This window comes from Bradyrhizobium sp. Leo78 (assembly GCF_059512425.1).
This window is the reverse complement of the sequence record NZ_JCAMOT010000005.1, coordinates 161,122-186,211: the sequence shown is the minus strand read 5'-3', so window position 1 is coordinate 186,211 and position 25,090 is coordinate 161,122. Positions and strand designations below refer to the sequence as shown.

Sequence of the window (25,090 nt, the reverse complement as noted above, 5' to 3'; positions counted from 1 at the left end):
GCTTATGCAAGTCGATAAGCGAGATCTTCGGTGATCAGGATTTCCTGACCGGGCAGCTTGGCCATTGGCGCGACAATTTCGCAGCCCTGAACTTCGACAGACGGGAGAGACTCAGCAGCATCGTGCGATGCGGTGCAGGGTCGATCAGTGCACCTTCCCGTCTCTCATGGCCTGTGCGGGATGGTCAATCCACGCTGCACCGCGGGCCGCGCCAGGCCGCGATCGAGCCAGGCTGGTACCGCTTGAAGACTGTCGAAGTCGACGAGTTCGCGCGCCTCATAGAAGCCGATCAGGTTACGCACCCAGCCGAGCATGGAAATGTCGGCGATGGTATATTCATCGTCCATGATCCATAGTCGTCCGGCGAGATGCGTTTCCAATACGCCGAGCAGGCGTTTTGACTCGTTGACGTATCGTTGAAGTGGGCGCTTGTCCTCGTATTCACGGCCTGCGAATTTGTTGAAGAAGCCGAGCTGGCCGAACATCGGTCCGATCCCGCCCATCTGGAAATGCAGCCACTGGATAGTCTTGTAGCGGCGAGCCGCATCTGCCGGCAAAAGCTTGCCCGTCTTCTCCGCGAGATATTGCAAGATGGCTCCGGATTCGAATAAGGGCAGCGGCTCTCCGTCGGGGCCATCGGGGTCGAGGATCGCCGGGATCTTGCCGTTGGGGTTCAATGAAAGAAATTCTGGCGTGTGCTGGTCGCCCTTGTTGAAGTCGACCAGATGAACTTCGTAGGGGAGCCCGATCTCCTCCAACATGATCGAGACCTTTACGCCGTTGGGTGTCGGCAGTGAATAGAGTTGCAAGCGATCCGGGTATTTCGCAGGCCAGCGCCGTGTGATCGGGAAATCAGCAAAGTTTGGCATCTCAACTCGCTCTTGCGGCTCGATTACACTTTAAGAGGTGGCAAGCATCACGGCGGGTGAATTCATGGCATGACGGTTCAGCTGAGCCACGGAGTATTGCGTATCCGAACGCAGGCGTTTGGCCTGCGAAATGTGGGATCGTAATCTTCGATATAATCGACATTGACTGTGCCGAACGTGGTCTGGGGCTTCTTCAAGGCCGAGCACGTCTGAACCTGGATGAACTCATTCTTGAAATCACCACGAGGAAACGCGGCAATGACCTGGTCGCGTTGCTCTCGCGTATAGTCGTCATATCCAATGCCGACGACATCAACTAGAACACCTGCGTTGGTGAGAGCTATTTCTGGCCGCATGTATTGGGGAATGCCTGGCGTGGTATGTAAAGCGATTGCTTCCCACACCAGATCCGCTTTCGGATCCGGGATGCCGTGGCTCTTGAGGAATTCGCGGGCTGCATCGGCGCCGTCGACTTCAAACCGTTTCGTATCGGTATGGTAAGGGTGGATAAGACCCAGATCGTGAAACAGCGCTGCGACATAAAGCAGTTCAGAATCGAATTTTAGATTCTGACGAATTCCTTTCATCGCACCGAACACAAATACGCGAACCGAGTGGTTGAACAACATCTCGGTTTCATGTTGCCGCACAGTTCGGCGGCCTCGCGTGCGATCTTGCTATCGGGGATCTTAACGCCAGAAATAATATCGACCATTATCGAACTCCCGTCTCCGTGTCTGTGGTGCTGGTTGCAGGAAATAGATCGGTCCGGACCTGATCATAAAACAGTACCAAGATTGCCAATTTTGACTGTACCATCGCGCGATGGCTGTCCTCCCCATCCAACTAGATCGTGCCAGAAGGACCCCACTGGCTGCCCAGATCTATTGCGCGATCCGAGAGAGCATCGAGAGCGGGCGGCTCGCGTCGGGCGCGCGATTGCCTTCCTGGCGCGATCTGGCCGCTCAGCTCGGCGTCTCCCGCGGCACCGTGCGTGTGGCCTACGAACGTCTCATCACGGAGCAATTCGCGATCGGTCTCGGGCCGGCAGGAACTCGTGTGGCCGACCGGCCATCCCGATCCTCAACGCCCGAGTGGTCGCCAGAGGCGGCGCCTCTACCGGACCTCTTTTATGAGTTCGGAAGCGCGCCGCGGGCATTTCAGATGGGCGTGCCCTCTCAGGACGCCTTCCCTTTTAAGCTGTGGTCACGCATCCTGACGCGTGAGACCCGGCTAGCCGCGGCTGCGCCGGTGACGTATCCGGATCCGCGCGGCGATCCGGAGCTGCGAAAGGAAGTTGCGGCTTACTTAGGGCTGGCCCGCGGAATTCGGTGCAGCCCCTCTCAGGTGCTCATAACGAGCGGATTCTCCGGCGCGCTCGGTCTGGCTATCCGAGGGCTTCAGCTTGGAAGGATGGGAGCTTGGATCGAAGATCCAGGCTTTCCGCTCACGCGCACCGCGCTCGGCCTAGCTGGCATGCATGTGACAGCTGTCCCGGTCGATGCGGAAGGGCTGGATGTTGCCGCCGGGGTGCAAACCGCCGGTGGAGCGACACTGGCAGTCGTCACACCAGGCCAGCAGGCGCCGCTCGGGATGACGATGTCGCTGCCGCGGCGACTTGCACTGCTCGCCTGGGCTCGGCAGAACGACGCCTGGATCATCGAGGACGATTACCTCAGCGAACTGCAGCTGAAAGGACGGGCGGCCCCGGCTCTTGCATCGCTCGATCATGGAGGCCGGGTGCTGCACATCGGCAGTTTCAGCAAAACGATCAGCCCGGCGCTGCGCCTGGGGTTCATGGTCGTGCCGCCGGAACTGAGTCGTCCGTTCGGTGAGCTCGCTGCTTGCTTGGCACCAGCGCCGGCTGCGGCCGTGCAGCGCGCCGTGGCGGAATTCCTGCGAGAAGGGCACTACCTTCGCCATCTGCGCCGCATGAAGCGGCTCTACGCCGCCCAACGGGAGACTTTGCTTCGTTGCCTGGGAGAGATGGCGTCAGACCCGATAAAGGTACAAGCAACCGCCGGTCTGGCAGTGGTTCTCTTGCTTCCCGAGTTTGCTTCAGACGTGGACATCGCTTTGCGCGCTCTACAGTTCGGCTTGGCGCCGGCTCCCCTGTCGCCGTGGTACATGCAGCCTCCCCGACAGCAAGGATTGCTGCTCAGCGTGACCAACCTCAATGAACGGCGGCTGCCGGCGGATGTTCGCCGGCTGTTGGAATTGGCACGCTAGCACTGCGAAATGAACGTCGCTGCGACCTAAGCGACTATCGATGGTACATTGAGAGTTGCCGATCTTGGTACTGTTCTGGATCAGGCTGCCCTCCATCTTCGATTGGTAACACCGGTTGAAGCGGATGCGCGAGACCGGCTTTGGGTCCATGACCGGCGCACGGCCTTCAAGCCGACTCACGTCTTAACAGGGAGTTCAGAATGGCAAGCAGCCCCGTCGACGATGCGTCCCAAGGTCCTGCGCGCTGCTCCATGTTGGCATGGCGAGTGCACGAATTCGGACCGCCGGAAGTGATGATTTTGGATCGGGTTCCGAGGCCAGTTCCTGGTACGGGCGAGGTCCTTGTCGATGTTCACGCAGCAGGGGTCGGTCCCTGGGACGGCTGGATCAGGGCCGGAAAGAGCGCGTTGCCGCAGCCCCTTCCTCTTACGCTCGGCTCTGATCTGTCCGGAACAATCGCGGCCGTGGGATCGGGCGTATCCGAGATCGCTGTTGGGGACCAGGTTTTCGGAGTGACCAACAGCCAGTTCCTTGGTGCTTACGCAGAATACGCCGTGGCCTCTGCTGGGATGCTCGCGAAGAAACCAGGCTCGCTGAGCTATGCCGAAGCGGCTTCCGTTCCCGTCGTTGCGGTCACGGCGTGGCAAGCTCTGTTCGACCACGCTCGCCTCGAAGCCGGGCAGACGGTCGTCATTCACGGAGCTGCGGGAAACGTCGGAGCCTACGCGGTTCAGCTCGCTCGTCGCGCTCGCCTGCGTTCAATCGCCACCGCGGGGAGCCAAGACATCGAATACGTGCGGTCCCTTGGTGCCGACAGAGTATTGGACTATCACACGCAACGCTTCGAGGAAGAGGTGAAGGATGCGGACGCGGTACTGGATCTCGTCGGAGGCGAAACGCAAATACGTTCCTTTCAGGTTCTTCGCCCGGGCGGCAAGCTGATCTCCGCTGTGTCCCAGCCCGATCAAGAGCGCGCAAAGCACCACGGGGTCACCGCAGCCTTCTTCCTGGTGGAAGTGACCACCGAGCGCCTTCGCGAGATTGCCGATCTCATCGATCGCGGTGACCTGAAAACCCGCGTCGGCGCAGTTCTTCCTTTTGCCGCTGCGCGAGACGCGCACATGATGTTGGAAGGTCAACGAGAGCCGCCGAAAGGCAAGATCATTCTCGATGTGGGAGGCTCGGACGAAGCCACCGCGCGCGCTTGAATTGGGGCTATGAGTGTGGCGGCGAGCAGCTGTGAAGGCCGACGGCTCCGCGCGAGTCTGGAACACATGGCCGAGAACGACGCCGGCAGAACCGAAGCTCTAGATTCTTGTTTTCACGCGTTTTCTTCACGCGAACCGGTATCCACTTCGCTCGAAAACGCTCTATCGGGGCGCCACGCGGCGCAGATTTGGAAGGAGTCGCAGGCGGAAATCATCCTCCAACCGTCATGTGTCCGGTTTTCGGGAAACTTGATCAAGCGCCTGTGAGTAAACGCCCTAGCTCCTGCCCCCGGTCCGCTTCGGCGGCGTGGGGCCCTCGACCGGTGGCAGGGATTTAAGATAATCGGCCATGGCCGCACGATCTTCATCGGACAATTGTGACGTGTTCTTGATCACGCGCGCCATCAATCCGCTGGCGCTGTCGCCGTCCGGCAGTTCACCGGTCTTCAGGAAATAGGTGAAGTCCTTCACGCTCCAGTCCGCCAGATTCTTTTGCGTGATATTGGGCACCCAACCCTCACCTTCCGGGTTCGGTCCGCCGGCAAGACGCTGCGCGCTGATGATGCCGCCCAGGAAATTGCGCGGGCTGTGGCACTCCGCGCAATGGCCAAAACTGTTCACGAGATAGGCCCCGCGATTCCATTGCGCGGAGCGCGCCGGATCCGGCGTAAAGGGCTTGTCATCCATGAACAGGAATTTCCACACGCCGATGTTGCGGCGGATGTTGAAGGGGAACGGCACGTCGTGATCGCGCACCTTGCCGGCGACCGGCGGCAGCGTCTTGATGAACGCGAAGAGGTCGCGGACGTCCTCGATCTTCGCATGCCGGTAGGACGTGTAGGGAAAGGCAGGGAAAAAATGGGCGCCCTCCGGCGAGGTGCCCTTCATGACCGCTGTGACGAAATCGGCCTCGCTCCAGCGGCCGATCCCGTCATTGGGATCGGGCGAGATGTTCGGCGCATAGAAGGTGCCGAATGGCGATGGAATCGCGAGCCCGCCGCCGAGCCGGGTGCGATCGGGCTGGTCGGGCACGGCGTGACAGGACGAACATCCGCCCGCGTTGAAGATGGTCGAGCCATTGCCAATGTCAGGCTCATAGGCCGGCAATACGCTGGCCGCGAACGTCGCAGGTATGGTCAGCCACCAGTAGACGCCGGCGGCGACAATGCCGGCGAGAATGGCCGCGGGATATATTCGTCGCAACATGGTCCGACCCGTCATTGGAGCGTCTTCGAGCAAAGCATGCCCTTGGACTTGATCCGAGCGTGAGCACCGGTTCGTGTGAACGCGTCAAAAACAAAATCTGGCGCTTCGGTTCAATCAGAACCGAATATGCTCCAGTTCGTCGATCGAACGGCTAATATGGCGAGAGTTTCGGCCATGCGCTTGCTCGAAATTTTCCGCGCTCGCGGGCGATTTTGGGAATAAAGCAGAAAGGCCATTGTTTTGAGGTCGACACTCAGGCCGACGCCAACAGGGAGAAAAACCATGCCGAACAAGACCATGCTTGCCACGCTCGCGCTCGGAGCCGCCGTCGTGTTTGCCGGTCCTGCTCTCGCCGACAAGTACAAGGTGCCGTTGGACGGCAAATCGGAAGTGCCGCCGAACAGCAGCACCGGAACCGGCACCGCCGATATCGACTACGATCCCGCGACCAAGAAGCTGAGCTGGAAGGTGACCTATTCCGGCCTCACCGGTCCCGCTACCGCAGCGCATTTCCATGGTCCCGCCGAAGCCGGCAAGAACGGCGGCGTCGCGGTCCCGATCCCGAATATCGCCTCGAGCCCCGCCGAAGGCAGCGCCACGCTGACGGACGCGCAGGCCGCCGATTTCCTCGCCGGTAAGTACTACGTGAACGTCCACACCGCGGCCAATCCAGGCGGCGAAATCCGCGGCCAGGTCGTGAAATAGGCGAGCCACAAGCGTCCATTCCTGAAGGCGGATGCTGCGGCATCCGCCTTTTTCGTTTTGCACCTAATGAGGTAGATCGGCGGTGACCACGATGAAGCTGCGCCCCCTCTCCCGCTTGCGGGCGAGACGAGCAAAGCTCGCTCCGGCAGCGCTGGGGTGAGGGTGTCTGCGCGAAAAGAACAGAGATTATCTTTGCGCGGAGAGAGCCCTCACCCGGCGCTACGCGCCGACCTCTCCCGCAAGCGGGAGAGGTGAAGAGCGCAAGCGCCGCATCACTTCAATTTGACGCGATAGGTGTCGTGGCACGCGCCGCAGCGATCGTTGATCGTGGTGTAGGCCACCTTCAACTGATCGAGATTCTTGACCTTGCCCTTGAAGTCACCGATCGCCTTCGTGACCGGCGGGATCTTGGAATCGAAATCAGCCTTGTTTTGCCAGATCTTGGGCGACGACGTGTAATGGGCGTCCTTCACGTCTTCCTTGGGGTTGGTGGCAAAGACGGTCGCGATCTTGGCGACGTTCGTTTCGAGATCGGCGAGCGCCGTATCGACCGCCTTCTGGTCGTAGGGGATATCGCCCTTCACCATTTTCCCGATCACATTGTACATGCTTTTCGCCTGCGCCCGCATCAGGTTGTCCTGCTGAACGGCGATCTCCTGCTGAGCCATGACAGCGCTTGCACCGAGCAGCACGCCACCTGCCACCAAAACCATCCGCTTCATCGGCGAATTCTCCTTTTCGTGAAGCTTGCCGGACGCCGCCGCGCGCGCTTTGCGCTCGCGGCCTCACGCTGGATCATGATCCAGCGCCTCCTTTGAGCATGATCTTTTCGGAAAACCGGTTTCCCACTTTTCCGGATCATGCTTTAGAACCCGTGCGCGGGCGTTTATTCCCGCGCTACGATGTCGTCATCAGAGATTATGGCGTCGCTGCGCCTCGCGGATCGCGATCCAGACCCGCTCGGGGGTAGCGGGCATATCGATGTGGTCGATCTTGTATTCGCGCCACAGGCCCTCGACGATCGCGTTGACGATCGCCGGACATGAGCCGATCGCGCCTGCTTCGCCCGCGCCCTTGACGCCAAGCGGATTGGTCGCACAGGGCACGTTGTGGGTCTCGAACACGAAGGACGGACCGTCGGAGGCGCGCGGCACCGCATAGTCCATGAAGGTGCCGGTGACGAGCTGGCCGTCGGTTGCGCTATAGACCGCCTGCTCCATCAGCGCCTGCCCGATGCCCTGCATCGCGCCGCCGTGAACCTGGCCCGCGAGCAGCAGCGGGTTCAGTGTCACGCCGAAGTCATCGACAATGACATAGTTCACGATCTTGATGATGCCGGTCGCCGGATCGATCTCGACTTCGGCGAGATGCGTGCCGTTCGGATAGGTGCCGTCGGCACTGGCGAAGGTCGCGCTGGCGTTCAGCTTCGACGGATCGACACCAGGGCGCTTGGCGAGATCGGCAAAGCTGATCGAACGGTCGGTGCCGGCGATGCGGATCACGCCGTCCGATATCTCGAGGTCGCCGGCGCTCGCTTCCAGCGCCTGCGCCGCGATCTCCTTCAGCCTGTCGCCGAGCGCAGCGGTGGCGCGCTGCACGCTGACGCCGCCCGACGGGATCGATGCCGAGCCGCCGGTGCCAAGACCTGTTGCGATCTTGTCGGTGTCGCCCTGCAGGATGTGGACGCGCTCGGGCGGCAGGCCGAACTGTTCGGCCACGAGCTGCGCATAGGCGGTCTGGTGGCCCTGCCCGCTCGATTGCGTGCCGATCAGGATTGAGACGTCACCATTGGGGTCGAGCGCGACATTCGCAGTCTCCTCGCCCATGGTGCCGCAGATCTCGACATAGGTTGCAAGCCCGATGCCGCGCACCAGGCCATCCTTCTTCGCCGCCTTGGCGCGCTTGGGAAATTCTTTCCACTCGGCGATCTCCATCGCGCGCTTCATATGCGCGGCGAAATCGCCGGAGTCATAGACCTTCCCGGTCGCGGTCTTGTAGGGCAGCGCCTTCGGCGGGATGAAATTCTTGCGGCGGATCGCATCCGGCGTCATGTCGAGTTTTCGCGCGGCGGCATCAACCAGACGTTCGACAACGTAAGCCGCCTCCGGCCGCCCGGCGCCGCGATAGGCATCGACCGGCACGGTGTTGGTGAACACGGTGCGGACGCGGCAATGAAAGGCCTGGATGTCGTAGAGGCCCGGCAGCATGCCGGCGCCGCCATGCGGAATATAGGGACCGAAGGTCGAGAGATAGCCACCCATGTCGCCCATCAGATCGACGTCCATGCCCAGGAACTTGCCGTCCTCGGCGAGCGCCATCTTCGCGGTCGTGACGTTGTCGCGCCCCTGCGAGTCGCCCATGAAGTGGTCGGCACGGTCAGCCGTCCATTTGACCGTCTTCTTCAACTGCCGCGCAGCGACCGCGACCAGAGCATATTCGCGGTAGGGAAACAGCTTGGTGCCGAAGCCGCCGCCGACATCGGGACAGATCACCCGCATGTTCTCGACCGGGATCTTCAGGATGTTCTGGCAGAGGATATCGCGGAGGCGATGGCTGCCCTGGCTGCCGATCGTCAGCGTCAGATGGTCCTTCTTGGCGTCATATTCGGCGACCGCCGCACGCGTCTCCATGAAGTTGGTGACGATGCGCGGGTTGACGATCGAGATTTCCGCGACCGCATGCGCCTTCGCAAAAGCTTCTTCAGTCGCCTTCTTGTCGCCGATCGAGACGTCGAACAGCACGTTGCCCGGCTTGTCGGGCCACACCTGCGGCGCGCCCGGCTTCACGGCATTGACGACGCCGATCACGGCCGGCAGCGGCGTCCACTGCACGTCGATCGCCTCGATCGCATCACGCGCCTGGTCGATCGTCTCGGCGACGACGAAGGCGACGGCGTCGCCGACATGGCGGACTTCGTCCTTGGCCAGGATCGGATAGGGCGGACCGGTGAACGGATCGGTCTCCAGATTGAACAGGCATGGCAGGTCGCCGAGATCGGCGACCTCGGCCGCAGTCAGGATCAGGCTGACGCCCGGCAGGCCGCGCGCCTTGGTGACGTCGATGGTGAACTTCGCATGCGCATGCGGCGAGCGCAGCACCAGCGAATGCAGCGCCGGCTGCGGCGCGACGTCGTCGGTGTAGCGGCCCTTGCCGCGAATGAGGGCATCGTCTTCCTTGCGGCGTACGCTCTGGCCGACGCCGAATTTGATGGGGGCTGCCATCGTCACTCCAATTGTTGTTGTCCACGCCATCTTGGCGTGTTTCCCGCCATATTGGCGCGGTTGGGAAAGAAGCGCAAACCGCGAATTGCGGAGCTTGGAAGCACCGCAACAAAAAGCTGATTTGACTTGAAAACTATCCGCGCCGCAGGGCGAAGAGCCATCCGCGCCCGAACAGCACCAGGATGGAAAATCCATAGACGAAGGCGCCGACCGCAATCAGGAGCGCAAGGATGGTTTCGTCGCGCAGCACGTGCATCTGCGCGAAATAGACGGCTGCGAATCGCTCGGTCCACCAAAGCGCCCCCGCAAGCACGAGGCCGGAGACGGCGAATTTCGCAAAGGTCAGCATCATCAGGCGATCGAGCTCGAGATAGCCGGCGCGCACCGCAAAGCCGAACACCAAGAGCAGGTTGATCCAGGCGCCTACAGCGGTGGCGAGCGCAAGTCCGATCTGGGCGAGTGGGGCCATCAGGCCGATCTTCAGCAGCAGATTGGCCGCAAGCCCGGTCAGCGACGCCTTCACCGGCGTTGCCGTATCCTTGCGTGCATAGAACGTCGCAACGGCGCTGCGGATCATCACGAAGGGGATCAGGCCGATCGAATAGGCCGCCAGGGTCGCGGCGGCCGCCGCGGCATCGGCCTTGGTAAAGGCGCCGCGCGCAAACGCCGCGCGCACGATGATGTCAGGCACGGTGAGGAAGGCCGCGACAAAGGGCACGGTGGCAAGCAGGGTGAAATCAAACGCGCGGCGCTGCGCAGCCGCAGCCCCCACCACATCCTGTGCGGTGATCCGCCGCGACATTTCCGGCAGCAGCACCGTGCCGACGGCAATCCCGATCACGCCGATCGGCAGTTGATAGAGCCGCTCGGCGTAATAGAGCGCCGACAGGGCACCGGCCGCCAGGAAGGTCGCGATGATCGTGTCGGCGAACACGGCGACCTGCGTGCCCATCGAGCCCAGCGTCGCCGGTCCGATCGCGCGGAAAAAGGCGCGGACGTCCTCATCCAGCCGCGGCATGGCAAAGCGCGGCAGCGTGCCGTGCCTCGCCAGATCGCCCGCAAGCAGGAAATATTGCAGGAAACCGGAGATCAGGACGCCCCAGGCCGCAGCGTGACCTGCACTCGGGAAGAAGGCCGCCAGCGCCAGCGTTGCCATCATCGACAGATTGAGGAGGATGGACGCCCCGGCCGCGCTGGCAAAGCGCTGCATCACGTTGAGCATGCCGCCATAGAGCGTCACCATGGTGATCAGCAGCAGATACGGAAAGGTGATCCGCGTCAGCTCGATCGCAAGCTGGCGCTGCTCGGCGTCATCGGTGAAGCCGGGCGCCAGGACGCGCAATGCCTGCGGCATGAAGGCCCAGGCCAGCACCAGCAGGATGAGCTGAGACAAGAACAGCAGCGTAAAGATGCGGTCGGCGAACAGGCGCGCGGACGTATCGCCGCCCTTGCCGTGGACATGGGCGTAAGCCGGGACGAACGCGGTGTTGAACGCGCCTTCGGCGAAGATCGCACGAAAATTGTTCGGCAGGCGCCAGGCGACCAGGAAGGCGTCGGCAATAGGTCCCGCGCCGAGGATCGCTGCGAGCATGATGTCGCGCGCGAGCCCCGTCAGCCGCGAAAGCAGGGTGTAGCCGCCGACCGTGAAGATGCGTCCAAGCATGCGCCGGTTCTAGCCCAAGCACCGGCGCCGCAAAACGGCGAAATCAGGACGAAAGCGCGCCGCGCACAGCCTCGATGATTCGCCCCTGCGTCGCCTCGTCGAGATAGGCGTGAATCGGCAGGCTGATGACGTCGTTCGAAAGCCGTTCGCTGACCGGCAGGCCGCCCTCCGCCACCGGGAAGTCGCGGTAGGCGGTCTGCTGATGCATCGATTTCGTATAGTAGATCGCGGTCGGAACGCCCTGCGCCTTCAGCGCCGCGGCAAAGCCGTCGCGGTCGGTGCCCTCGGGCAGGCGGATGGTATAGCACGCCCAGATCGAGCTGCAGCCGGCGGCAAGGCGCGGCACGGTCACGACGTTACCGAGCCCGCGCGCATAGCGCTCCGCGACCTCATTGCGCGCCGCGATCTCTTCTTCGAAAATCTTGAGCTTCTCGAGCAGTACCGCCGCCTGCATGGTGTCGAGCCGCCCGGTCAGGCCCAGGCGCACGTTGTCGTATTTGTCCGAGCCCTGGCCGTGCACGCGGATGCTGCGCAGCGTCTCGGCTAGCTCGTCGTCGTCGGTGAAGATCGCACCACCGTCGCCGAAGCAACCGAGCGGCTTTGCCGGGAAGAAGCTGGTCGCCGTCGCCAGGCCAAAAGTGCCGATCCGCCGCCCCTTGTAAGTAGCGCCAAAGCCCTGCGCGGCGTCATCGAGCACGAACAGACCTTCGGCCTTGGCGACCGCAGCGATCGCGTCGTGATCGGCGCTCTGCCCGAACAGGTCGACTGGAATGACGCCGACTGGCTTGAGGCCGCGCGCCTTGGCGGTCGCGATGCCGCGCTTCAGCGAGGCCGCATCCATGTTGAACGTCGTCTCATCGACGTCCACAAAAACCGGCGTAGCGCCGGTCAGCGCCACCGATTCGCCGGTCGCGCAGAACGTGAAGGACGGGCACAGCACCGCATCGCGCGGGCCGACCTTCTTGGCCATCAGCACCATCAGAAGCGCGTCGGTGCCGCTGGCGCAAGCCACCACATGTTTTGCGCCCGAGAACTTTGCAAGTTCCGCCTCCAGCGCCGACACTTCCGGCCCATTGATGAACTGGCAATGGGAGAGCACGCGGGAGACCGCTTCATCGACGGAGGTGCCGAGCCGGCGGCGCTGCGCGGCAAGGTCGATGAAGGGAATGGGTTCTGGGCGCAGATGCTGGTTCATGGGACCTTGCGGGAGGCGTGAGGGAAGCTATCAGCCGGCGACGCGGCGCGGCGCCTTGCGGGCGACGGTCGCGGCGGGCGTGGCCGGCGTTTCCAGACATTTGATCGCGATCTCGAGGCTCGCGACGCCCTCGTTGCCTGATACCGCCGGCTCCTTCCCGCCCCTCACCGCGTCGAGGAACGCAATCAATTCGGCGCGCAACGGTTCGTCGTGGCCGACAGGCAAATGCCGCATCGAATAGCTGCCGTCGGGCTTGAAGCCGAAACACTCCGTGACCTGACGGGTCAGGAGATCGCCCATCACATATTTGCCGCGCGTCGCGACCGTGACGCTGCGCGCCTTGAACGGCGTCAGCCAGTTGGTGTTGATATGCGCAAGCACGCCCGAGGCGGTACGGAATTGCAACAGCGCGATGTCCTCACGCTCGGCCACGGCGCTCGAAAGCTGCGGCTGCACGTCGACGATTTCAGACTCGGTGAACCAGCGGATCAGATCGATGTCGTGCACGGCCAGATCGATGACGACACCGACATTGGACATGCGCGGCGGAAACGGACCGACGCGGGTAATGCCGATCGAGAGGATGTCTTCGCCCGATATCGCCTGCTTGATCGCGACCACCGCCGGGTTGAAGCGCTCGACGTGTCCGACCATCAGCGTCACGCCAGCCTGCCGCGCGGTGTTGACGATGTCGTTGCCCTCCTCGACTGTGGAGGCGACGGGCTTCTCGACCAGGATATGGACGTTCTGCGCGATACAGGTGAGCGCGATCTCGTGATGCAGATGGGTCGGGGCCGCGATCGTCACGGCATCGACGCCTTCGGCGAGCAACTCATCGAGCGTCGCAAACGCCCGGCACCCGACCAGCGCAATGGCGCGCGCGCGATGTTCAGCCAGAGGATCGACGATCCCGACCAGCGTGACGTCGGGCAATCCCGCCAGCACGCGGGCATGGTTGCTGCCCATCACCCCCGCCCCGATAACCCCGACGCGCAAGGCGCGCCTGATCCCGGCTTTTGCGGCCAACCCCGACCCTTTGGAACTCATGTGGTTACCCCAACAGACTTTTGGTGGCGCCCATCGGTTGCGCGTTCTTCCCCGGACCAGCCTGATTCCACCGAATCAGGCCGCAGCCCTATCCCCTTGTCCTGACGTGCTTTCTTTCCCCGAAGCATCGTCACGCACACGCTATAGCATGCTGTCACAAATGTGGCGAATGCCAACGCGCAAATCCGGACACGTTTTGATTCAAAAGATTACACCGTCTCGCCGGGCGATCGGGGACGAAATCGATGCACAGCGCATCATCAGGTGCGCTGATAGTCGTCCTCGATGCGGATGATGTCGTCCTCGCCGAGGTAGCTGCCGGTCTGCACCTCGATCAATTCCAGCAGGATCTTGCCGGGGTTCTCCAGCCGGTGCACCGCGCCGATCGGGATGTAGATCGACTCGTTCTCGTGCACGGTCTTCACCGTTTCGTTGACGGTGACGCGCGCAGCACCACGGACCACGATCCAGTGTTCGGAACGGTGATGGTGCTTCTGCAGCGACAGCCGCTCGCCCGGCTTGACGATGATGCGCTTGACCTGGTGGCGTTCGCCATTGTCGACCGACTGGTACGAGCCCCAGGGCCGATGCACCTTGATGTGGTTCTCGGTGACCTCGGGCGCCACCGTCTTCAGTTTCGCCACCAGGCGCTTCAGGCCGTTGGCGTCCTTCTGCCGCGACACCAGGATGGCGTCCTGCGTCGCCACCACCACGAGGTCGTCGACGCCCTCGAGCGCGACCAGCGCGCGGTCGGTCACGACGTTGCAGTTGCGCGAATCTTCGAACACCGCAGCACCGCGCGCGGCATTGCCCTGCCCGTCTTTATCAGACAATTCCCACACCGCGTGCCAGGAGCCGACATCCGACCAGCCGCAGGACACCGGCACCACCGCCGCGTGCGCGGTCTTCTCCATCACCGCGTAATCGATCGAGATCGCCTTCGCCGCTCCGAACGCATCCGCATCGAGCTTGACGAAGCCGAGATCGCGTTCGGTCTTCGTCACCGCCTCGGTCACCGCCTGCACGCTCGCGGTATCGAAATTGCGGTACTCATCGAGCAGCACGGCGGCGCGGAACATGAAATTGCCGCTGTTCCAGAGATAGCCCGACGTGATGTAGTCGGCCGCGGTTGCGGCGTCGGGCTTCTCGACGAATTTTGCGACCGCGCGCACCTGTCCCGAAATGGTATCGCCGGGGCTGATATAGCCGTATTCGGTGGCCGGGCGCTCAGGATTGACGCCGAAGGTGACGATGCGGCCTGCTTTCGCGGCAGCCAGCCCCTCGCGACAGGCGGCGACGAAGGCCGCGGTGTCGCCGACCACGTGATCGGCGGCGAGGGCCAGCACGGTCGCGTCCCTGTCGCGCGCTTGTGCAAAGGCCGCGCCGGCCGCGATCGCCGGCCCCGAGTCGCGCCGCGCCGGCTCCAGCAGCACGTCCGCCTCGCGCCCGATGCCGGCCAGTTGCTCCAGCACCATGAAACGATAGGCGTTGTTGGTGATCACGATCGGCCGCTCGAACAGCGCCGGATCCGACACCCTCAGCAGCGTCTCCTGAAAGGTCGAGCGGGTCCCGAACAACGGCAGGAACTGCTTCGGATGGACCTCGCGCGACGCCGGCCACAGCCTCGTGCCCGCCCCGCCGCACATGATCAGTGGAATAATTCGGTCCATCCTAACCTCGAATTCTGTAATGATCGGGCTGCCCGACAATAGTTAACGTCCTCATCGTCCCTCCGGAACCGATGTCCCTATCCCCTTCACATTGTCGACATCGGCGAAATGCCCGGGGTCACGGACGCGACCAGCAGTAGATGACAGCCCTTGGCGGGCGGGTTTTCCACCCGCAAGCGCTACCACACCGGTTAGTCCCTTCAGATGAGTTTTTGTGGGCAGCGTAAACCTTTATGAGCATGCAAGCCAAATATCCGGGCAACCCGGCAGTCCCCGTTCAGGCCCTCTTTAGCCGCCGGTTGGAGGCTGCCGCAAGAGCGATCGAACGGCTATTGCAAGATCGGTCCTAAACCCATACCAAGGCCACCAAATTCGGCGCACGGCGTCGATTTGCGCCGTTTTTGACGTCTTTCTCGAACCTGGCAAGCGCTGACGAGATGCGCCGGATACTGCTTTCGACCATCAAGATATTGATCTCGGCTGCGTTGCTTTACCTCTCGCTCCGCAAGGTCAACCTGTATGATCTCGCTGCGCGCATCCGCGTCGAAAGCCTGGGCTGGATCGCTCTCGCGATCGCGGTGACCTTCCTGCAGATCTTCCTCGGCGTATTGCGATGGCGTGAGATCAGCGCCGAATGCGGCGCGCCGCTCGAAACCCGGCAGGCGATGCGCTTCAACGTGATCGGGACCTTCTTCAATCAGACCTTGCCATCGTCGATCGGCGGCGATGCGGTGCGGCTGTGGCTGGTCGCGCGCGCGGGCGCCGGCTGGCGCGCGGCGACCTATTCGATCTTCGTCGACCGCGCCATCGGCCTGATCGCGCTCGCCGTGCTGATCGTAGCGAGCCTGCCGTGGAGCTATCGGTTGATCAACGATCCGCAGGGACGGTCGGCGCTGCTCCTGATCGATTTCGCGGCGCTTGCGGCCGGCGGCGGCTTTCTCCTGCTCGGCGCATTGAACTGGCCGTGGCTGAAGCGCTGGTGGGGAACGCACCACATCCACGCCTGCGCCGTTATCGCAAACAAGGTGCTGTTCAGTTGGGATCGCGGGCCGAAGGTCGCGGTGCTCTCCCTGCTCGTTCACGTTCTGGCCGTCGTTATCGTCTGGTGCGTGGCGCAGTCCATTTCCGCACCGCTGCTGTTCAGCCAGATCTTTCAACTGGTGCCGCCGGTGATGTTGATCACCATGCTGCCGATTTCGATTGCCGGCTGGGGCGTGCGCGAGGCGAGCATGGGTCTCGCCTTCGGCTACGCCGGGCTGGCGGCCAACGAGGGCGTCAACGTTTCGTTGCTGTTCGGCGCCGTGTCCTTCATCGTCGGCGCATTTGGCGGACTGGTGTGGATTCTTAGCGCGGAAAAGAAAGCACAAGGGGACAAGCCGATCGATGTCCCCGCACAATCGCTCTCGCCAATCGAATGACCAACGCTGATATCGCGCTTTCGGTCGTCGCCGCGGCGCTTGCTGCGTTATTGTCGGCGCTCCTCGTTTGGCTGCTGCGGCCGATGCTGTTGCGCGTGGCGCTCGCCAAGCCGAATGCGCGCTCATCCCATCGAATCCCGACGCCGCAGGGCGCGGGGATCGCCGTGATCGTGGCGACGCTGGTCGCGGCAGGCACGCTCGTCGCATTGAGCGGCAACGGCACGCTGCAAGTCCCCCTTGCGGTCTTCGCTGCGACGTTGTTCATCGCCGCTGTCGGCTTTGCCGATGACATCAAGCCCGTGCCCGTGCTGCCGCGCCTGTTGCTGCAGGGATTGGCGGTGGCTGCGGTCGTGTTCGCCGCGCCCGCCGATCTTAGGATCGTACCGACCGTCCCGTTCTGGATCGAGCGCGGCTTGCTGCTGATCGCGGGGCTATGGTTCGTGAACCTCGTCAACTTCATGGACGGGCTCGACCTGATGACGGCGGCCGAAGCGGTGCCGATCACGGCGGCAGTCGCACTGCTTGGCTTTTGGGCGCAGGTTCCGCCTTCGACAGCGCTGGTGGCGGCGGCGCTCTGCGGCGCGCTGCTCGGCTTCTCTCCCTTCAATCGCCCTGTGGCAAAGATCTTCCTCGGCGACGTCGGCAGCCTGCCAATCGGGCTTCTGCTCGGCTGGTGCCTGCTCCAGCTCGCCTATCACCAGCAGGTCGCCGCGGCGTTGCTGCTGCCGCTCTATTACCTTGCTGATGCCACGATCACGCTGCTGCGCCGGCTGATCAACGGAGAGCCATTCTGGGCGGCTCACCGCTCGCACTTTTACCAGCGCGCGACGGACAATGGATTTTCCGTGTCGCGCATCGTCGGCGAAGTCTTCGCGCTCAATGTCGCGCTCGCGCTGCTCGCGATGTTGTCGATCCAATTGGATTCGGCCGCGGCGAGCCTCGTTCTGCTGCTCGTTGGCGCGAGTGCGGTGGCGTGGCAGCTCTATAGATTTTCGCACAGACGGGGACGATAGAGCGTCTTCGATCGAAGCGGACACCGGTTCACGCGAAGAAAACGCGTCAATCAACGATCTTTCGAAGTCGCCAAGCGCGTTTCTTACGGATGCAACCATTTCTCTCAATGTGAAATCACGGAGTAACGCCGTCCAGCCAGCATAAAATACAGCCTACTCATCTCGTAGACGGTTTCCATGTCGCTCACGCCGACCGAAGCGTTGATGCATCAAGCGCGTGTGCGCCCCGAGAGCACGGCCTTTGTTTTTAACGAAGACGTGTGGACCTACAGCCGACTGGAGGCCGAAGCCGAGTCTGTCGCACAAGGTCTCGCCGCGAACGGCGTCAAACCAGGCGACCGCGTCGCGCTTCACATGATGAATTGCCCCGAAATTCTGGTCGGCTACTACGCGTGTTACAGACTGGGCGCGATTGCGGCGCCACTACGAACCGCCTTCAAATGTGCCGAACTCGCGCCGCTACTGCAGCGATTGCAGCCTGCGCTCTATATCGGTCAAGCCGCGCTCTATCAGAATGTTGCCCCGATCGACGATGCGATCCTTCCGCGGACGAGCCGTATTCTGGTGGATGGAGACGCCAATGCGCTCGGCCTGCGGCCATGGAATGACCTGAAACAGGCAGCGCATGTGCATTTCCCGAAGCCCCCTTCCGACGAGCCTGCTGTACTGATCAATACATCCGGCACCACCAGTGGCTATCCCAAATTCGTCGCACATACGCCGGGCACGCTGGCGGCAGCGACGGATCTCGTTTGCAAGCATGGTAGCTTATTGGCGGAGGATGTCGTCATATTGTCGATGATCATGACGCATGCCAGCGGCGTCTTTCGCTCACTGGCTCTTGTCCGGCTCGGCACCCCCTTCATCATGCTGGAGAGCTTTGATGCTGATGTCGTGCTCGACAATGTCGAACGCTATCGCGGCACCTGTCTGCTCGGCTTTCCTGCCGAATACGCGGCGCTGATCGAGGCCCAGCTCGCCAGGCCGCGAGACCTGTCTTCGCTGCGGTTCTGCACCACTGGTGCGGACGCCTGTCCAATCGAGATTCAGGAAAAGGCTGCATCGGTTCTTGGAGCGCCTCTCTACAACCTTTGGAATGCGACGGAAGCGGTCGGAACCTTCACGTTCGGACTGGCATCAGGACCCGTTGTCCGGATCGTCGAGGGGGCGGAGATTCGGCTGGTCGACAATCATGGGGCGGACGTCCTCCACGGCGAGATTGGTGAGCTCCTGATCCGCGGTCCTAACGTCTTCACGAGGTATTGGGACGATCCGATCGCAACCGCGCAAAGCCTCAAGGACGGTTGGTATCACAGTGGCGACTTGATGCGGCGCGGCGAAGGCAATGAGCTTTGGTTCGTGTCGCGAAAAAAGGACATCATCATCCGCGGCGGAACCAACATTTCGCCGATCGAAATTGAGGAAGCCCTGATTGCCTGTCATCCCGCGGTCGTAGCAGCGGTTGTAGTCGGCAAGCCCGATACGGTGCTAGGTCAGCGCATATTTGGCTTCGTGAAACTGGTGGCCGGCACGAGCGAAACCGTCGTTGCGGAGATCCTGCAAAACGTCGCGACGCGGCTTGCGCCCTACAAGGTCCCGGAAGCCTTAAGGGTACTCGAAACATTTCCACGCAACGCCCTGAGCAAGGTCGACCGCACAAGGTTGCAGGCGATGGCTTTCGAAGACAATAGCGGCCAATCAGCAAGTTAATCTATGGGAGAACCGCAGCCGCTCGTTGCCGGGAGATCCCGATTCCTTGCCGATTGCCGTCGCTTTCATCGCGGCAAAGCTTCCAGTTGCACTGATGGTTTTTGTTTTTGGCCGCGGACCAGTCGCGCTGAACCTATGAGGAAGGCGGCGGCGCAGGCAAGAAGGACGGCATGCGCGTGCGCCAAAGGATCGACGCGGAGCGCCAACGCAATGAGCGGCGGCGTGACTCCGCCGAATACAGCATAGGGGACATTGTATGAGAGCGCGACACCGGTATATCGCACGGCGGGAGGGAAGCTTTCCACGAGCATCGGCGGGATGCCTGCGAGAACGCCGGCGGACGTGCCGGCCAGCGCATAAAGCGGGAACAGCCTTTCGGGATGTCCCGGCAGCAACGCAAAGAACAGATAGACCGAGGCTGCCAAAACGGGTGTGCACACGACCAGAAAAAGGCTGGCGCCCAACATGTCGGCCAGCATGCCGCAGCAGATGCAGCTCACTGCGAGGCAGGCGGTCGCGAGGCTGACGGCTTCGTACGCCCGATCGGCATCGATGCCGTAGCTGGTTTGGATCAGCGTCGGCACCATGACAAACATGACGACGATCGTCACTGCGATGAGTGAAGCCAGCGCGGAGGAGGCAAGGACGCCGCGACCATAGCTTCGAAGCACGATCTTCAACGGCAGTTCGGCGGCAAGTTCACCCTTGTTTTGCAGGGCGCGAAAGATCGGAGTTTCCGTCAACGAGCGACGCACATAGACTGCCAGCAGCGCAATGATGCCGCCAGCCACGAATGGAAGTCGCCAGCCGAAAGCCAGGACCTCTGCCGGTTTGTACAGCCGGTTCACGATGACGCCAGCCAACGCTCCCAGTAGATTTCCGATCGCAAGCGCACTGCTCAACATGCTGCAGGCGAAGCCGATGCGAGGCGCAGCCACTTGTTCGGCCACGAAGGTCCAGGCTCCCGGCAGTTCGCCGCCCAATGCAGCGCCCTGCAATATCCTCAGCATCAACAGCACGACCGGCGCCGCGCTGCCGATGTTCGCGTAGGTCGGCGCAAAGGCAATTCCAAAGGTGGCAACGGCCATCAGCGATATGCTGAAAACGAAGGTCCGCTTCCTGCCGAGCAGGTCGCCATAATGTGCCAGAATGATCGCTCCGAGCGGACGTGCCAAATTGCCGGCGGCAAAAATGCCGAAGGTCTGCGCGACTGCTATCCATTCGGGCATCTCGGGCGGAAAGAAAAGCTGCCCCAGGACCCTTGCGAAAAGGGCGAAGACGATGAAGTCGTAATTCTCCAGAACACCGCCAAGTGCGGCAAGAAGCAATGCACGATATTTGCCTTGTTCGGATTCCAGCGGCTCTGACGTATCCAGCAAGGCCATCCTCCTGTATCCGATCGAACATCGTTCTGACGTCCTACGCGACCCCCGATCGGATTGCGTGCGATGCCGGCTGTTGACCCTCGGTGACTGAAGAGCAGTACGGTCACGTCAGTTACCGCCCTATGTCGACTGACGGGAATCACGTTACGGCTGTAGTTGCGCAGCGGGCCACTCTTGATGATCTGGCTGGCCTTTTTTGAGCAACCCATGGGCGATGGCCAACGACGAACATCATGGAGGTAGGCGGAGCGCCGCCCGTTCAATATTCGTCCGTCAGCAGCAAGCGAACGGTTGCCAAAGAGCTATAGGAGCGCACGCGCCTTGCGTACGCGCCTGTGAGCTTTTTCCGGGCCCGTGAAATATCGCCATCGGGGCGAGAAGGTGCTCAACGGTCGGTTAATCGATCAGGTGGTCGAAACCCCGCAAGGCGCGCTTCAAGCCCTCGTTGAGGCCGATGAGCGGCCGCCAGCCGGTAGACGCGACCTTGGACAGGTCGAGTTCGAGCGAGCCGAACAGGCTCTCATTGGCCTCGTTGCGGCCGGTGATGCTGAACAACGAACTCAACACTAGCCGCGGCATGGAAAACAGGCGCGCCGGTTTGCCTGCTGCGGCCGCGAGGAGCTCGATGAATTCGGGCGTCGACACCTGCTCGTCATCCGCGACAAGGAAAATGTTGAACTGGCCGTCCGGATGAGAAAGCCGATGCAGCACGAATGATGTCAGATTCTCCACCGAGACGAACGCACGACGGTTGCGCACGTTCGCAAACGGGAGCGGGACGCCGAGACCGATCGCCTTTTCGAGCAACGCGAGATTACCTTTGGCGCCGAACCCGTAGATCAATGGTGGCCGAATGATCGTGACCTTCATCTGGCTCGCCTGCGCCAAATGCCTCAATCCTGCTTCGGCCGCCGCTTTCGACATTCCATAGAGGCCGCGCGGGGTCAGGACGTCGTTCTCGCTGAATGGCGCGCGGCCGTCAGTGCTTCGGCCGTGCACCAGCACGGTGCTGACGAAGATGAAGTGGCGGACACCGGCGTCGGCCGCGCAACGGGCCAGATGCAACGTGCCTTCAAGATTGACGGTGCGATAAAGCTCGACGGTGTGTTCCTCCCGCCTGTGATGCACGCGCGCCGCCAAATGCACGACCGCATCGACGCCCTCGAGCGCGGCCCGCCAGTCCGTGACGGGGCCGATCGAATCGATGGGCACCTCGTCGGCGCCGCCTGTCGGCTTGCGGACGGCACGTCGCACCACCCAACCGTTGCGCGCCAGCACCGGCGACATATGCCGGCCGACGAACCCGCTCGCTCCCGTCACCAACACCACGGGCTGGTCTTTAGTCACGACCGTAACTCCCGACACCGCTCTTCCGATCCAATCAGTCTCTGAATGAGGGCTGCGTATCCTGTCAAGGCACGCTCGGGACTATAGCTCCTCGCCACCGCGACGGCCCGCTCCGGCAGCGTCGGATCGGGAGTTCGCGATGCTGCACGAATCGCCTCGGCCAGTTGCGCCGGCATGCCCGGCGTCACAACCCGCCCGAGATCGTGCTCCATTACCGTCAGCGCGGCTTCGGCATCCGGCTCGGATATGAGGATGACGGGCCGCCCCACCGCAAGCAGATTGTAGAACCGGCTCGGCACCGAGACACCGGCAACGTCCTTTCGATAAGGAATGAGCCAGAGGTCCGCCGCCGACAGGAAATCCTGCAGATCTTCATCCGCAACGCGGTCCACCAGCGTGATATTGGCGAGCTTCGCCTCGGACTGCATCGATCTCAGTTTGTCGAAACCCAGCCCCCAGCCCGAGAGCAGGAAATGAATGCCGGGATCATCCTTCAGCCGGCGCGCCGCCTCGAACACGATCACAGGATCGTGGGTGAAGCCGAGATTACCGGAAAGACCGACGACAAAACGGCCACCAAGCCCGCGACGGAAGGCATTGTCGGCCGCAACCGGACGAACCGCGGGGTCGATGGTGGTCCAGTTCGGAATGAATTCGATCTTGTCCCGCGTCATGCCGCGATAGCTGAGCAGCAATTTCTCACTGTCGCGGCCGATGATGACGACGGTGGTCAACGCGCGGAACATCAGCCCGTTCATGGCCCGCATCGCTCTGGTGACGATCGAGCCCGGCTTCAACAGGCCGCTCAGGACGAGCACCTCCGGAAACAGATCGTGCATGATCAGGATCGACCGGGCGCGCTTCAATCTGGCCGCGGCGGCGACGGCGTAAGGCAGCACAAAAGGAGCCGTCACCGTCAGCGCGACGTCGCCGCGCTCAAGCCGCCTGACAACGGCGAAGAAGGTACGCGCGGTGAACAGCAGCTCGGCGGCGGCGCGCTTGAGGAGCGCGGCCTTGCCAGGCATCCAGTTCTTGATCTCCTCGACCACCGGCCGATCGGCTGCCAATTTCGACGCCGAGCCCGGCCATCCCGACAGCACCAGGACGTCCACCTCCTTCGCAAGGCGGTTCGCTATCGCAGCCATGATCGCGGCGGTCGTGCTCCGGTCCGGCGGATAGTGCTGACTGACGACGACGACTTTTCCGGGCTTCTGCATCGGTGGTCTCGCGGATCAGGAGCGGATCACGCGGCGTTCGATCCGAATTCAGGCACGGCATCCTTCAGCACGCCGCGGATCGTGGTGCGATCGTCTCTGGCGATCGCCTCTTCCAGCGCAGCCAGCCATTTGCGCAAGGTCGCCATCGGCGGCTCGTTCGGCCTGGCTGCCATGATTCCGGCAATCCCGATCTCGACTGTCGGCTCCTCACTCGCGAACAGGATCTCGTTCAGCCTCTCCCCCGGCCGCATCCCGCTGAAGACGATATCGACGTCGATGCCGGGCTGCAGGCCGGACAGACGTATCATCCGCTCGGCCAGCTCGACGATCTTGACCGGCTGGCCCATTTCGAGAACGTAGACGGAGACGTCGGGTCGCGCCAGCGTCAGCGCATGCGTGGCCGCAGTCAGCACGAGATCGCAGGCTTCGCGGATGGTCATGAAATAACGCACCATGTCGGGATGCGTGACCGTGACCGGGCCCCCCGCCTCGATCTGTGCCTTGAATTTGGGCACCACCGAGCCGTTCGACGCCAGCACATTGCCGAACCGGACCGAGATCAGGCGCATATGCGGCTTGTCGCCGAACTGCGCCGCAAGATCGTGATCGAGCGCCTGGCAATACATTTCGGCAAAGCGCTTGGTCAGGCCCAGCATCGAGACCGGCTCGATTGCCTTGTCGGTGGAGATCATCACCATCGCCTTGGCGCCGGCTTCGCGTGCGGCGTCCGCAACGTTCACCGATCCGAAGATGTTGGTCTTGACGCCCTCGCTCCAGTCGCGCTCGAGAATCGGCACGTGTTTCAGCGCCGCGGCATGGAACACGATGTCGGGCTTGAATTCACGCATCAGCCGCAGGATGCGCTCGCGATCGCGAATGTCGGCGATGCGGCCTTCCACCGCCGCCTGGGCCCCGCGCGCCGCGAGCGCCTCGGTGACCGCATAGAGCGCCGGCTCCGAATGCTCGATCACCAGCAGGCGGGCGGCACCGAACGTCGCGACGCGATCGCAGATTTCGGCGCCGATCGAACCGCCGCCGCCGGTGACGATGACGCTCTTGCCGTTCACCAGCCCCTCCAGGCGGGCATAGTCGATCGTCGCGGTCGGACGCAGCAGCAGGTCTTCGACCGCGACATTGGTCAGCCGCGGCGCATCGCCGCCCTCCAGCGACGGCAGGCGGCTGACCATCAGGCCCAGCCGCTTTGCCCGCATCAGCACCGATTCCGGATGCGCGTCGGGCTCGAACGCCGACGACGTCATCACCAGCCGCTTGATCGGCTTCTCGCGGCTTTGGAACTCGCGGATCACGGTTTCGACATCGTCGACGCTGCCAAGCACCGGGATGTTACGGATCTGCTGGCCGAGATCGGAATTCGACGGCGACAGTACGCCGACCGGCCAGATCCGCTTGATGGCGCCGTTCTCGATCCCGCGCAGCACGATCTCGGCATCCGCTGCACGCCCGACCAGAAGCGTCGGCGCAGCATCCTCGGTGCGGGCATGGTGGCGCGTGCGCGAGTAGCGGAAATAGCGGTAGCCGAAGCGGAGCGCGCCCAGCGAGAATACCTGGAGGAAGAAATAGAGGACGATGGTGATGCGGCCGAAAAACACGGTTCCGTGGAAGCTCGGCGCGATGAAGAAGAAGACGTAGTCGAGCACGACCAGTGCCAGCGTCAGGACTGCCGAGGCCCGCAGGATGTTGAGGGCGTCCGGCAGCGAGATGAAACGCCATTTCGAGGTCGTGAGATTGAAGACGTAGCAGATGATCACGCTGAAGACGACGAACCAGGGCAGGATGCGCAGCAACAGCGGCAGGCGATCCGTGAGCAGATCGCCCTCGAAGCGCAGATAGAATGCGGCCAGGAGCGCGAATGCGGTCGCGACCGCGTCATGCATCACGATCAGGAAGTTGCGTGCCGTGAGTTGAGAGAAGCGCGTCATGTGACGGATGGGCCAAGGACCAACAGGTTTGCAACAGCGTTCTGGGC

At 62.5% G+C, this 25,090-nt stretch carries 18 protein-coding genes and 1 pseudogene; 6 read left to right on the top strand and 13 right to left on the bottom strand.

All coding sequences use genetic code 11. The features are described 5' to 3' along the window. Positions 1-164: 164 nt before the first annotated feature. Together AC5ZG1_RS08840 and AC5ZG1_RS08835 are read right to left on the bottom strand one after the other, a co-directional pair. A complete protein-coding gene (locus AC5ZG1_RS08840; RefSeq protein WP_130229685.1) occupies positions 165-869 on the bottom strand; it encodes a glutathione S-transferase family protein in 705 nt (234 codons plus the stop codon). A gap of 77 nt (positions 870-946) precedes the next feature. After that, positions 947-1,584, bottom strand: a pseudogene (locus AC5ZG1_RS08835) (HD domain-containing protein). Between the two features lie 110 nt (positions 1,585-1,694). On the opposite strand from AC5ZG1_RS08835, the gene pdxR reads away from it, so the two are divergent. Together pdxR and AC5ZG1_RS08825 are read left to right on the top strand one after the other, a co-directional pair. Further along, entirely contained in the window at positions 1,695-3,098 is a 1,404-nt protein-coding gene (pdxR, locus tag AC5ZG1_RS08830; RefSeq protein ID WP_496132624.1) for a MocR-like pyridoxine biosynthesis transcription factor PdxR, read from the top strand. A 251-nt stretch (positions 3,099-3,349) separates the two neighbouring features. Then, on the top strand, positions 3,350-4,306 hold the full coding sequence (locus AC5ZG1_RS08825; RefSeq protein WP_496132692.1) for an NADP-dependent oxidoreductase: 957 nt from the start codon (positions 3,350-3,352) through the stop codon (positions 4,304-4,306). 276 nt (positions 4,307-4,582) lie between these two features. Here AC5ZG1_RS08825 and AC5ZG1_RS08820 read toward each other — a convergent pair whose 3' ends face one another. Next, a complete protein-coding gene (locus AC5ZG1_RS08820; protein WP_130229694.1) occupies positions 4,583-5,512 on the bottom strand; it encodes a c-type cytochrome in 930 nt (309 codons plus the stop codon). A gap of 282 nt (positions 5,513-5,794) precedes the next feature. Here AC5ZG1_RS08820 and AC5ZG1_RS08815 point away from each other — a divergent pair, with 282 nt between their 5' ends. Beyond that, positions 5,795-6,217: a CHRD domain-containing protein gene (locus tag AC5ZG1_RS08815; RefSeq protein WP_028163616.1), complete on the top strand. Its 423-nt coding sequence runs from the start codon at positions 5,795-5,797 to the stop codon at positions 6,215-6,217. A 272-nt stretch (positions 6,218-6,489) separates the two neighbouring features. Here the strand turns inward: AC5ZG1_RS08815 and AC5ZG1_RS08810 are convergent, their stop codons facing one another. The 6 genes from AC5ZG1_RS08810 to AC5ZG1_RS08785 all read right to left on the bottom strand — a co-directional run bounded on the left by AC5ZG1_RS08810 (position 6,490) and on the right by AC5ZG1_RS08785 (position 15,013). Further along, entirely contained in the window at positions 6,490-6,939 is a 450-nt protein-coding gene (locus AC5ZG1_RS08810; RefSeq protein ID WP_028163618.1) for a c-type cytochrome, read from the bottom strand. Positions 6,940-7,128: 189 nt separating this feature from the next. Further along, positions 7,129-9,438: a xanthine dehydrogenase family protein molybdopterin-binding subunit gene (locus AC5ZG1_RS08805; protein ID WP_130229689.1), complete on the bottom strand. Its 2,310-nt coding sequence runs from the start codon at positions 9,436-9,438 to the stop codon at positions 7,129-7,131. Between the two features lie 133 nt (positions 9,439-9,571). After that, complete coding sequence (gene murJ, locus AC5ZG1_RS08800) at positions 9,572-11,101, bottom strand: murein biosynthesis integral membrane protein MurJ (protein ID WP_496132623.1); 1,530 nt, start codon at positions 11,099-11,101, stop codon at positions 9,572-9,574. 43 nt (positions 11,102-11,144) lie between these two features. Further along, positions 11,145-12,296, bottom strand: a complete 1,152-nt coding sequence (locus AC5ZG1_RS08795; RefSeq protein WP_496132622.1) for a DegT/DnrJ/EryC1/StrS family aminotransferase — start codon at positions 12,294-12,296, stop codon at positions 11,145-11,147. Positions 12,297-12,326: 30 nt separating this feature from the next. Beyond that, entirely contained in the window at positions 12,327-13,343 is a 1,017-nt protein-coding gene (locus AC5ZG1_RS08790; protein WP_130229692.1) for a Gfo/Idh/MocA family protein, read from the bottom strand. 260 nt (positions 13,344-13,603) lie between these two features. Then, positions 13,604-15,013 (bottom strand): mannose-1-phosphate guanylyltransferase/mannose-6-phosphate isomerase, encoded by a 1,410-nt coding sequence (locus AC5ZG1_RS08785; RefSeq protein WP_496132621.1) that lies wholly within the window; start codon positions 15,011-15,013, stop codon positions 13,604-13,606. A gap of 437 nt (positions 15,014-15,450) precedes the next feature. Between AC5ZG1_RS08785 and AC5ZG1_RS08780 the strand changes: the two genes are divergently transcribed. The 3 genes from AC5ZG1_RS08780 to AC5ZG1_RS08770 all read left to right on the top strand — a co-directional run bounded on the left by AC5ZG1_RS08780 (position 15,451) and on the right by AC5ZG1_RS08770 (position 19,154). Beyond that, positions 15,451-16,431, top strand: a complete 981-nt coding sequence (locus AC5ZG1_RS08780) for a lysylphosphatidylglycerol synthase transmembrane domain-containing protein (RefSeq protein WP_464346446.1) — start codon at positions 15,451-15,453, stop codon at positions 16,429-16,431. Next, a complete protein-coding gene (locus AC5ZG1_RS08775) occupies positions 16,428-17,444 on the top strand; it encodes an MraY family glycosyltransferase (protein WP_496132620.1) in 1,017 nt (338 codons plus the stop codon). The genes AC5ZG1_RS08780 and AC5ZG1_RS08775 overlap by 4 nt, the downstream gene beginning before the upstream one ends. A 204-nt stretch (positions 17,445-17,648) precedes the next feature. Next, entirely contained in the window at positions 17,649-19,154 is a 1,506-nt protein-coding gene (locus tag AC5ZG1_RS08770) for a class I adenylate-forming enzyme family protein (RefSeq protein ID WP_496132619.1), read from the top strand. 65 nt (positions 19,155-19,219) lie between these two features. Here the strand turns inward: AC5ZG1_RS08770 and AC5ZG1_RS08765 are convergent, their stop codons facing one another. The 4 genes from AC5ZG1_RS08765 to AC5ZG1_RS08750 all read right to left on the bottom strand — a co-directional run bounded on the left by AC5ZG1_RS08765 (position 19,220) and on the right by AC5ZG1_RS08750 (position 25,043). After that, positions 19,220-20,539 (bottom strand): MFS transporter, encoded by a 1,320-nt coding sequence (locus tag AC5ZG1_RS08765; protein ID WP_496132618.1) that lies wholly within the window; start codon positions 20,537-20,539, stop codon positions 19,220-19,222. A gap of 396 nt (positions 20,540-20,935) precedes the next feature. Beyond that, on the bottom strand, positions 20,936-21,886 hold the full coding sequence (locus AC5ZG1_RS08760; protein WP_456643058.1) for an NAD-dependent epimerase/dehydratase family protein: 951 nt from the start codon (positions 21,884-21,886) through the stop codon (positions 20,936-20,938). After that, positions 21,883-23,103 (bottom strand): glycosyltransferase family 4 protein, encoded by a 1,221-nt coding sequence (locus AC5ZG1_RS08755; protein ID WP_496132617.1) that lies wholly within the window; start codon positions 23,101-23,103, stop codon positions 21,883-21,885. Before AC5ZG1_RS08755 ends, AC5ZG1_RS08760 begins: the two co-directional genes overlap by 4 nt. Before the next feature lie 26 nt (positions 23,104-23,129). After that, entirely contained in the window at positions 23,130-25,043 is a 1,914-nt protein-coding gene (locus AC5ZG1_RS08750) for a polysaccharide biosynthesis protein (protein ID WP_463327726.1), read from the bottom strand. Positions 25,044-25,090: the final 47 nt, after the last annotated feature.